The sequence below is a fragment of the Paenibacillus silvestris genome, from assembly GCF_009882985.1.
Lineage (GTDB): Bacteria > Bacillota > Bacilli > Paenibacillales > NBRC-103111 > Paenibacillus_E > Paenibacillus_E silvestris.
Genome location: NZ_WTUZ01000029.1, coordinates 1 through 502 on the forward strand (window position 1 = coordinate 1; position 502 = coordinate 502).

The window sequence follows — 502 nt, forward strand, 5'->3', positions numbered from 1 at the left end:
CACAGACAACCAGGATGTTGGCTTAGAAGCAGCCACCATTGAAAGAGTGCGTAATAGCTCACTGGTCGAGTGACTCTGCGCCGAAAATGTAACGGGGCTAAACACGCCACCGAAGCTATGGCTTGCATCGCCTTCACTGCGTCTTTGAATCTCGTGGTTAGCCACGGGACATTAGCCAGAATCAACCTTATTGGTTGTTCAGGATTCTGGCCAAATGATCCCAGCTAAACACGCTGCTTCAAAGCTGGAGTGAAGGTGGTGCATGGGTAGGGGAGCGTTGTATGTACGTTGAATTCTGACCGTAAGGACAGGTGGAGCGCATACAAGTGAGAATGCCGGTATAAGTAACGAAAAGATCAGTGAGAATCTGATCCGCCGAAAACCTAAGGGTTCCTGAGGAAGGCTCGTCCGCTCAGGGTAAGTCGGGACCTAAGGCGAGGCCGAAAGGCGTAGTCGATGGACAACAGGTGGAAATTCCTGTACCACCGTAGCCGTTATGAGC

General features: G+C 51.4%; 1 rRNA gene. It reads left to right on the forward strand.

What is annotated here, in order from left to right:
* Positions 1-502, forward strand: a 23S ribosomal RNA gene (locus GQF01_RS26450); the annotation flags it as partial.